7 protein-coding genes are annotated in these 9944 nt (G+C 53.4%); all 7 read left to right on the top strand.

What is annotated here, in order from left to right; translation table 11 throughout:
- Positions 1–168: 168 nt before the first annotated feature.
- The 7 genes from HQ50_RS04955 to HQ50_RS04925 all read left to right on the top strand — a co-directional run bounded on the left by HQ50_RS04955 (position 169) and on the right by HQ50_RS04925 (position 9929).
- Positions 169–1362, top strand: a complete 1194-nt coding sequence (locus HQ50_RS04955; protein ID WP_039424970.1) for a saccharopine dehydrogenase family protein — start codon at positions 169–171, stop codon at positions 1360–1362.
- Positions 1363–1394: 32 nt separating this feature from the next.
- Entirely contained in the window at positions 1395–1907 is a 513-nt protein-coding gene (locus HQ50_RS04950; protein ID WP_039428782.1) for an isochorismatase family protein, read from the top strand.
- Positions 1908–2107: 200 nt separating this feature from the next.
- On the top strand, positions 2108–3442 hold the full coding sequence (locus tag HQ50_RS04945; protein ID WP_039428780.1) for a TolC family protein: 1335 nt from the start codon (positions 2108–2110) through the stop codon (positions 3440–3442).
- A 42-nt stretch (positions 3443–3484) separates the two neighbouring features.
- Positions 3485–4738 (top strand): efflux RND transporter periplasmic adaptor subunit, encoded by a 1254-nt coding sequence (locus HQ50_RS04940; protein ID WP_018965564.1) that lies wholly within the window; start codon positions 3485–3487, stop codon positions 4736–4738.
- A gap of 34 nt (positions 4739–4772) precedes the next feature.
- On the top strand, positions 4773–5117 hold the full coding sequence (locus HQ50_RS11225) for a hypothetical protein (protein WP_152566872.1): 345 nt from the start codon (positions 4773–4775) through the stop codon (positions 5115–5117).
- Positions 5118–5178: 61 nt separating this feature from the next.
- Positions 5179–7530, top strand: a complete 2352-nt coding sequence (locus tag HQ50_RS04930; protein WP_039428774.1) for an ABC transporter permease — start codon at positions 5179–5181, stop codon at positions 7528–7530.
- A gap of 32 nt (positions 7531–7562) precedes the next feature.
- Positions 7563–9929, top strand: coding sequence for an ABC transporter permease (locus tag HQ50_RS04925; protein ID WP_039428771.1), 2367 nt, complete (start codon positions 7563–7565; stop codon positions 9927–9929).
- The last annotated feature ends 15 nt before the right edge of the window (positions 9930–9944 follow it).

The raw sequence follows: 9944 nt of genomic DNA, 5'->3' as shown, positions 1-9944 counted from the left end.
CCCCGCCAAGGAAGCATGAAACTAAGGAGGAAGGGCAAAAGACCAAGTGAATACTGCTTTTTAGTGCGTTTGGAGAGTCGGGGTGGGATTTTTTTGCCGATTTGTTGGTCTGTTCTCTTTATCTTTGCGCTACAGGCGAATAATAATCATACAAAGAATCATAGAAAAATGGGTAAAGTCCTCATTATCGGGGCCGGCGGTGTAGGTACCGTTGTGGCCAAGAAGGTGGCTATGAACACCGATGTATTCACGGAGATCATGTTAGCCAGCCGCACGAAAAGCAAGTGCGACAAGATTGCGTCCGAAATCAAAAACGTCCGGATCCAAACCGCTCAGGTCGATGCCGACAATGTGGAAGAACTGGTGGCTCTATTCGAGAGTTTCAAACCGGAATTGGTGATCAACGTAGCACTTCCCTATCAGGATCTGACGATCATGGATGCCTGCCTGCGCTGTGGGGTGAACTATCTCGATACGGCCAACTACGAGCCTCTCGACGAAGCCAAGTATGAATACAGCTGGCAGTGGGCTTATCAGGATCGTTTTCGCGAGGCCGGCCTGACTGCTATCCTCGGTTGCGGCTTCGATCCGGGTGTGACGAGCGTATTTACGGCTTATGCGGCCAAGCATCATTTCGATGAGATTCATTATCTCGATATTGTGGACTGCAACGGTGGCGACCACCACAAGGCTTTTGCTACGAACTTCAATCCCGAAATCAACATTCGCGAGATCACTCAGAAGGGTAAGTACTGGGAGAACGGCCGTTGGATAGAGACCGAACCGCAGGAAATACACAAGACGCTAACCTATCCGAATATCGGTGAGCGCGAGTCCTATCTGCTCTATCATGAGGAGCTGGAATCACTCGTGAAGAATTTCCCGACGATCAAGCGCGCCCGTTTCTGGATGACGTTCGGACAGGAATATCTGACTCATCTTCGCGTGATGCAGAATATCGGTATGACGCGCATCGACCCGATCATGTACAACGGCGTGGAGATCGTCCCCATCCAATTCCTCAAAGCCGTGCTGCCCAACCCCGGAGACCTCGGCGAGAACTATACGGGCGAGACGAGTATCGGCTGCCGCATCCGCGGTATCCGCGATGGCAAGGAGCGTACCTATTATATCTGGAACAACTGTAGCCACGAAGCCGCCTACAAAGAAACGGGAACGCAGGGCGTAAGCTATACGACGGGCGTTCCTGCCACGGTGGGAGCCATGATGTTCATGAAGGGTATCTGGCGCAAGCCCGGTGTCTTCAACGTGGAGGAGTTCGATCCCGATCCGTTCCTCGAAGAGGTGGCCAAGCAGGGACTCCCTTGGCACGAGAAGCACGACATCGACTTGGAACTCTAACCCCCCGTAAGGAAGAAGAAAGACATAGCGCTATGGTACTCTTGATCGTGGATCCGCAGGTGGATTTCGTAAGCGGTTCGTTGGCCGTCAAAGGCGCACCGAAAGCCATGAAGGCTTTGGCCGAATATATGGCTGCACATCGGAAGGAGATAAAGTCCATCGTCGTGACGATGGATCAGCATCCGGCCGATCATTGCAGCTTCGTGGCACAGGGCGGACAGTGGCCGCCGCATTGTGTCCGTTATACGGTGGGTGCCGCTATCGAACCATGCATTGCGGAGGCTCTGGCTGCTTGTTCGGCAGAGGGTATCCCTGTCGAAATGATAGAGAAGGCTACTACGCAAGAGCGCGATGCTTACAGTGCCTTCGAGATGGAAGTGCCCGATTCGTTGCGCTCGGCCGAACGCATAGTCGTGGCCGGAATAGCGGGCGATTACTGCGTGCGTCAGAGCGTGCTCGATCTGGAGCGTCATGGTCTCGGTGAGCGGATCGAACTTCTCAAGGAGGGAATCGCCTATATAGCCGAAGAGGAGAACCGGCCGTAAAACGCTTTCCCGCTCTTTCTCCCTCGCGGAGGAAGCCTTTCCTTTCAGGATATACTGTCCAATAATTAGACGCCGATGTCTAATTATTGGACAGTTCCTTTTTAGGGGTAATGGCGTAAAGCGTTTGTTTACAGTGCTGTATGAAGTTTGGCACGGCGTTTGAAACTATTCTTGTATAGAAAACATCATACCGGAATAATATGCGTTTCCAACATTATCTCATTTGTACGGCTGCCGTAGCGGCTTTGGCGACGAATTCCCTTACGGGCCAATCGAACATGACCCTCGAAGAGTGCGTAGACTATGCACGCCGGCACAGTTCGGCCGTGGCTCTGTCCGTTGCAGAGCTGGAGCAGTCCAAGGCCGATTATCTTCAGGCCGCCGGCAGTTTTCTGCCCCGTGTATCGGCCGGAACCGCTGCTTCGTGGAACTTCGGACGCGGATTGGATGCCGAGACGAATACCTACACCGACATCAACAGCTTCAACAATTCGTACAGCATACATGCCACGATGACCCTCTTCGACGGTTTGCAGAGTGTCTATCGGTTGCGGATGGCGCGTGCACGCCGGGAGTCTTCGCGCCTCTCCGTTCGCGAGCAGCAGGAGCTGGCAGCCCTCGGAACCACGGAGGCCTACTACGACCTCGTCTATGCGCGCCGAATGCAGGAGCTGGCCATGCAGAAGTACGAGGAGAGCAGCCGCCTCCACCGGCAGACGGCTCGGATGGAAGAGCTGGGGATGAAAAGCCGTCCCGATGTCCTCGAGATGCAGTCGCGAATGGCCGGCGACCGTTTGGCTCTGACCCGGGCGGACAATCAGTGCATCATCGCTCTGATCCGACTCAAAGAGAAAATGAACTTCCCCATCGAAGACGAACTCATCGTAGACGATATGCCGGCTGACAGCCTCTCTGCCGACATGGCCCAATCGGACAGCTCGGCCGGCGTCTTCGCCCGTGCTGCCCATCATCATCCCGTCCTCCTCCGTGCCAGACTCGACGAGCAGGCTGCCACTGACCGTTTGCGAGCCGCGCGAGGTGCATTCCTGCCGAGTGTGTCGGTATCCGGAGGATGGAACACGGGATTCTCACGCTTTTTGAACGGATCGGACTATACGCCCTTCAGCGAGCAGTTTCGCAATCGTCGGGGGGAATACGTCAGTCTGAATCTGAGTATCCCCATCTTTTCGGGCTTCAGCCTTGTGAGCCATCTGCGTCAGGCGCGTGCCGAGCGCAGGGCGGCAATCGTCCGACGGGGCGAAGCGGAGCGCAAACTCTACAGCGAGATCGCCGAGGCCATGGCCGACCGGGATGCCGCTCTGGCTTCCTACCGTCAGGCAGAGGAGCATACCGATGCCATGCAAGCTGCTTACGAAGCCGTCTTACAGCGTTATGAGGAGGGGCTGAATACGGCCATCGACCTGACCACTCAGGCCAATCGGCTCCTCGATGCCCGTGTGCAGCGACTGAGAGCGGCCATGACCTACCGGCTCAAATGCAGGCTCATAGCCTACTACGGCTGCCTTTCGGACTAAAACCTTTCTTTTCTCCCGTTCGTATCAAATCATACCATCATCATGGATAGAAAAATAGAAAAAAAGAAGACGCTCATCCCCCGTAAATATTATCCCTATGCAGGGGGAGCGATAGTAATACTCGCCTTGGCGGCATGGGCCGTATTCGGCAATCACAGCACCAAGTTCAGAGCCGAACGCGCTCGGATCAGCATCGACAGCGTGCGCCGGGGCGAGTTCAACGACTATGTCCGCATCAACGGTCAGGTGCAGCCCATCAACTCCATTCAGATCAGTGCCGTAGAGGGCGGAATGGTGGCGGAGAAAGCCGTGGAGGAGGGTGCCATGGTGCACAAGGGGGACATCATCGTGAGGCTGACCAATCCGATGCTGAACCTGAATATCCTCGACAGCGAAGCGCAGCTTGCCGAGAAGCAGAACTTCCTGCGCAATACGCAGGTGACCATGGAGCAGGACAGGCTCAACCTGAAACGCGAGAGCCTCAACCTCCGATTGGATATAGAGCGCAAAAAGCGGAAAGCCGAGCAGTACGCCCGGCTCTATAAGGAAAAACTCTGTTCGCGCGAGGAGTATCTGCAAGCCGGCGAGGACTACCAATATGCCGTGGAAGGCAGCAAGCTCGTCATGGAACGGCAGCGACAGGACTCGCTCTACAGGGGGATACAGGTGCGTCAGATGGAGGAGAGCCTGCACAATATGCGCCGCAATCTGGAGATGGTGCGTGCCCGTGTGGAAGATCTGAACGTGAAGGCACCGGCCGACGGTCAGCTGGGACTTCTGGACGTGGAGATCGGGCAGACGGTAGGAGCCGGCAGCCGCATCGGACAGATCAACGTCCTGTCCGACTACAAGGTGGAGGCTATGATAGACGAGCACTATATCGATCGGGTCAAAGCCGGTCTGGCCGCTTCGTTCGAACGGCAGGGTAGGGACTTCTCCCTTCGTGTCCGGAAGGTGTACCCCGAGGTTCGGGACAAGCAGTTCCGTACCGACTTCGTATTCGACGGAGAGCGACCCGACAATATCCGCACAGGCCAGACCTACTACATCAATCTGCGTCTCGGACAGCCGTCCGAAGCCATCATGATCCCACGCGGAGCCTTCTATCAGAATACCGGTGGCCGATGGATATTCGTCGTTACGCCCGACGGCAAGCGAGCCGTTCGCCGGGACATCACGATCGCCCGTCAGAATCCGCAGTATTATGAAGTTACATCCGGTCTGCATGCCGGCGAGATGGTTATCACCTCTTCGTATGATATGTTCGGCGATGCGGAAGAAATTATCCTAAATTGACCTATGTACAGACTCCGTGTAAAAGAGAAACGATATGACTCTTATTCCTTTTCCTCTATTAAAGAATCGAATCATGCAAATCTGTCTTATAAATTCATTTTTGCAGGATTGTAAAGAAGAATTTCCAAGCCGAAATTCATGGTTGCAAGCTTGCAGCATACAATTTCGTCGGAAAAATCGCTTGTTGCAAGCTCACAACATGAAATTTTGGGGGAAAAATTACTTGCTGCAAGTTGCAGAAAGATTTTTCGGTCGAAAAATTACTCACTGCAAGCTTGCGACTATAAATTTCGGAAGCAAAATTTGTCGCTGCAAGCATGTATCAGCATTTTCTGCTACAAAAATCGCTATTTACAAACTTGAATCAAAAGGATATTAGTCATAAGGTTAATTTTTCCTTCGAGAATACAACCATCATTCCATCATTCGTCATCATTATCATGCGTACTTACTTCAAATTCCTTAGCAGAAACAAACTCTACACCTTCGTTACTATCGTAGGCTTTGCCCTCTCGCTCATGTTCGTCTTGCTACTTAGCTTCTATGTGCAGCGCGAACAGCAAGCCGATCGTATTCATACCGATTACAAACGTATCTATCAGTACAATGTCGAGAGCAAGGATAGCTGGAGCGGATTTATCTGTTGCTATCCTGCCGGAACGCTCATTCGCGAGCAGGTACCCGATGTGGAAGAGATATGCCGCATCAGCGAATACAACGACAAGGAATACATCTTTATCGGTGCCGACAAGCAAAACGGGTTGATTGCCTCCCATCTTTCGGTCGAATCCAACTTCTTTACTTTCTTCGACGGCTACAAACTCCTTGAAGGTGATCCCAAAACCGTCCTTTCCGAGCAGAACAGTGCCGTTATCTCCTCCGCGTTGGCGGCCCGTATCTTCGGCAACATGTCTCCCATCGGGCAGGAGATTTCTTTTTTCGATTTTTCCAAAGACAAGCAGACCTTTCGGATCACGGGCATCATGGAGCCGATGCCGGATAACTGCCATATCAGACCGGCCGAACTCCTTTTCTATCAGGAGCCCAAAGAAAGCAACTACAACAACGGCAACTATATCCTCTATCTCAAAGCTCGCGAAGGAGCCGACCTCACGGCACAACTGCCTGCCGTGCAGAAAGCCGTCCAAGGCAAAGATGTCATATTCGCTTTCGACGAGAAGGCCGAGGTGAAGCTCCATCCGCTGGAAAAATGCTATCCGGAGCCGCTATTCCCCAAGGAATACGCCCTAATGGTGCAAAAAGGAAATCCCGCCCGCACGCGCATACTCATTGCCATCACCTTTTTGGTCCTGATCATTGCCATCATCAGCTATATCAATCTGACCCTCGCACAGGCAGGCAGCCGTGGCAATGAGGTCGCCCTCAGAAGGCTCTGGGGGAGTAGCCGTCTCGCCATCGTACGCCGCCTCTGGTTCGAGTCGCTTCTGCTCATCTTCCTGAGCACGCTGCTGGCCGTATTCGGCATGTTCGCACTCGAACCCGTATTCGATCGCCTGTTCGATACGCATCTCTATCTGGCACGGCATATTTCGCCCGCGCTCATCCTGCTGCTGATCGGCTTCATGCTCCTGCTGAGCATCGTGTGCGCAGCCCTGCCCGCATGGTTCATATCGCGGTTTCGTCCGATCGAGGTGGTCAGCGGCAAGTTTCGCCGTGTGGTCAAGAGCAGCTTCTCGCAGATTATGGTCATTTCCCAGTATGCCATTACGATGATCCTGCTGGGCTGTACCATGGTGATGGCCGTGCAGATCGACTATATGACCAACTCCGACATGGGCTACGATTACAGGAACAAACTGATCGTAGACGTTTTCAGACTGGATCCGCAGATCGTCAATACGATGAAAACCGAAATGGCCAAAATCCCCGGCATAACGGGCATAGGTCTCACCCATGGCACTCCGCTGAACGAAGGCAACAACAACACCTCCGAATACCGTGGCAAGCCTCTCTCCATGCAGATTTTCTCCATGGACTCCGTGGCACTGAGCCTGTTCGACCTGAAGATGAAGCCCAACGGCCGCAAGACCGACAAGCCCTATAGCACCCTCTATCTCAGCCGATCCGCCTACAACGACTTCGATGTGGCCAATCTGCCGGACGGTGTCATTCATTGGGGCAAAGCCGGCGAGTTCCACTATTGCGGCGATGCTCCTGAACTTCATTTCGGAGGATTCAAAGAACCACAACCGAGCTATCTCTTCATCCCTTATCCCAAGACATCCGCCTGGTCGTGGTCCGTACTGGTCGGCTATTCGGAGGGGGCCGATCCCGAGCAGTTGATCAGAAGCATACAGGCCGTTTACTCCCGTGTTACGGGGCAGCCCTATACCGAAATCCTGCGTTCGGAAGACATCATAGCCTCGCACAGTAAGGAGGAACGTTCGCTCAGCGGTTTTCTTCTCCTCTTCAGCATTCTGGCACTGGTCGGCACGGTGATGAGCGTCTTTGCCATGGCAGCCCTGCGCATCCGTCACAAGCAAAAAGAAATAGCCATCCGCAAGGTGGTCGGAGCGCGCGAAGTGCAGATATTGCAGATTATCGGCCGCCGCAGCCTGTGGAATCTGCTCATCGCCTTCGCCGTGGCCACTCCCGTCATCTATCTGGTCATGAACCGCTGGCTGCAAGGCTATACCTATCATGCCGATATGCCTTGGTGGGTATTCCCCGCATCGCTTCTCTTCGTCTCCGCAGTAGCCATGCTCTCCATGCTCAGCATGGCCATGAACGCTGCATCGAGCAACCCCGTGGACTACCTCAAAAACGAATAAAAACAGCAGCATCAAAAACGATTGTCGTCACTATGCGTACTTACTTCAAATTCCTCAGCCGCAACAAACTCTACACCTTCGTCACCGTATTCGGTTTTTCCGTATCCCTGATGTTTGTCATCATATTGGGCATATACGTCCGGAACGAAATGTCCGTGGATCGCTTCCACTCGAAGGCCGACCGCATCTACATGCTCTGTTCGGAGGAGGGTGCCAACTGGTCTAATCTGGCTCCCCCGTATATACAGAGCATCCTGCCCGACATCGAATCTTATAGTCGTGTGGCAAACAGGGATGTATACATCCAAACGCCCTCCGGAGAGAGACTGAAAACGCCCATTCTGTTGGCAGACAGCACCTTTTTCTCCCTCTTTGATTTCCGTCTCACGAACGGCATCCCCTCCCAAGTGCTCAACGACCGGAAGTCAGCCGTCATCTCTCGGGATTTTGCCCGCAAGCTCTTCGCCGATAAGGATCCCGTGGGTCAATCCGTATTTATCTACAATTTCCCCTGTACGATCACGGGCGTAATGGAGGGAATCCCGTCCAACAGCCAGTTCAAAAAGGTGGATATTGTGGTCAATTACCATTTTCTGTCCGATTTGAGCGGCGAGAATGCCTTCCGCTGGGGCAATTGCAGCTTCATGGCCTACTACCTCCTCAAAGCCGGAACCGACCTTGAGAGCAAAGCCCGAATCCTCGAAGAAACATTCAAGAAGGAGGCGTTTATGTGGCTCTATCATCAGGGTTTCCACAAAGAAGTCCACTTCGTCTCTCTGCCGGATTGCTACTTTGATAGCAGGGTCGTGGAAGCCAATCTGGAGAATCGCGCCAACAATATGACCAAAGTGAAAGTGCTGACGGGTATCGTCCTGCTCATCCTCGTTATCGCCGTGCTCAATTATGTCAATATGACTGTCGCACAGGCCGGTTTCAGGGGCAAGGAATCCGCCATTCGCCGTCTGCTCGGCGGAAGCCGTTCGGGAGTCATCCGCAAGCTCCTGTTGGAGTCTCTGGTCATGACCCTGCTCACATTCATCACAGGTCTGCTGTTGGCCTTTGCCTTCGAGCCGTTTTTCAACCGCGTGCTGGAGACGACCCTCGACCTCAAACATCAGTTTACCCCCTCCACCGTCATTGCCATAGCCCTCTTTGTCGTGCTGCTATCCTTCCTGTCGGGTATTCTGCCGGCTTGGATCATCTCCCGTTTCAAACCGATAGAAGTGGTCAAAGGCACGCTCCGCTATCGCATCAAAAGCACTTACTCCAAGGTGCTGATCATCTTCCAATATACCATTGCCGTCGCTCTGCTGGTATGCAGCTTGTTCATGATCCGTCAGACGCATTACCTCATTCATTCCGACTTGGGATTCCGCACGCGTGGCGTGCTCTGGATGTCCAATACGGCGGATTCCGTTCCGAAGGGAATGCTTCGTGCCGAATTGGAGAAGATCCCCGGCGTGGAGAAAGTATCGTATGCATGCGGCAATCCTATCCGGTATGTCAATAATATGTCGTTCACCAAAAACGGAGTGAACGTGAGCACTTGGGAAATGGTGGTGGACTCCGTCTTCTTCGATTTCTTCGAGATCAGTCCGATACCGCTGACGGACGAGCCGGTGGAGACCTTTTTCGACAGGGAAAAGATGCGTGCCGCCCGAATTATTCCCGAATGGGGCAATATGAAGATGTTCAACGCCGTCCAACCCGATCCCGAGACCGGCATATTTACCCAAGGCGATGACGATAACGACGAGGTGAAGTATCGTATGGTGGGACGTATCCCCGACCTGAAATACAAACCCCTCAACATGGAACAGTCTCCCCTGCAGATACGTCCTCTCTATGTCAGGGAACAACCGTGGGTAACGCTCGTAAGGGCCTCGGACGAGGCCGACAAATCTGCCGTCCTTGCTGCCGTGAGCGACACTTATAAGCGAGTGACCGGAGCCGAGGACATAGAACCCCTCTGGGCGGAAGACATCATTCTGGACCGGTACAAGTCGCAGACCAATCTGTCGCAGCTCATTTCTGCCTTTGCCCTGCTCACCGTCCTCATTATGGTGATGGGCGTCTTCGCCATGAGCCTCTATATGATCAAGCAGAAAGAGAAAGAGATCGCCCTTAGAAAGGTCAATGGTGCCACGGTAGCTACCATACTGGCCATGCTCAACATCCAGTCGCTCCGCCGTTTCGGTATAGCTCTGCTCATAGCTCTGCCTGTATCGTGGTGGGCCATGGATCGCTGGCTCCAGACATTCGCTTTCCACATCAGGCTGGACTGGTGGGTATTTGTCGTTGCAGCCCTCATCGTCTTGCTGCTATCGCTCGTGAGCACATCGCTTCAGAGCTGGCGGGCAGCCTGCGCCAACCCCGTGGACTACCTCAAAAACGAATAACAACCTTAAACGATA

Origin of the sequence: Porphyromonas sp. COT-052 OH4946 (assembly GCF_000765965.1) — a bacterium.
Classification (GTDB): domain Bacteria; phylum Bacteroidota; class Bacteroidia; order Bacteroidales; family Porphyromonadaceae; genus Porphyromonas; species Porphyromonas gulae.
The sequence above is the reverse complement of the archived record's forward strand: the minus strand, read 5'-3'. Positions and strand labels throughout refer to the sequence as shown.

Excerpts from the sequence above, each read along its gene's own strand:
- HQ50_RS04955 (WP_039424970.1), top strand. The coding sequence starts at position 169 with ATGGGTAAAGTCCTCATTATCGGGGCCGGCGGTGTAGGTACCGTTGTG.
- HQ50_RS04950 (WP_039428782.1), top strand. The coding sequence starts at position 1,395 with ATGGTACTCTTGATCGTGGATCCGCAGGTGGATTTCGTAAGCGGTTCG.
- HQ50_RS04945 (WP_039428780.1), top strand. The coding sequence starts at position 2,108 with ATGCGTTTCCAACATTATCTCATTTGTACGGCTGCCGTAGCGGCTTTG.
- HQ50_RS04930 (WP_039428774.1), top strand. The coding sequence starts at position 5,179 with ATGCGTACTTACTTCAAATTCCTTAGCAGAAACAAACTCTACACCTTC.
- HQ50_RS04940 (WP_018965564.1), top strand. The coding sequence starts at position 3,485 with ATGGATAGAAAAATAGAAAAAAAGAAGACGCTCATCCCCCGTAAATAT.
- HQ50_RS11225 (WP_152566872.1), top strand. The coding sequence starts at position 4,773 with ATGACTCTTATTCCTTTTCCTCTATTAAAGAATCGAATCATGCAAATC.
- HQ50_RS04925 (WP_039428771.1), top strand. The coding sequence starts at position 7,563 with ATGCGTACTTACTTCAAATTCCTCAGCCGCAACAAACTCTACACCTTC.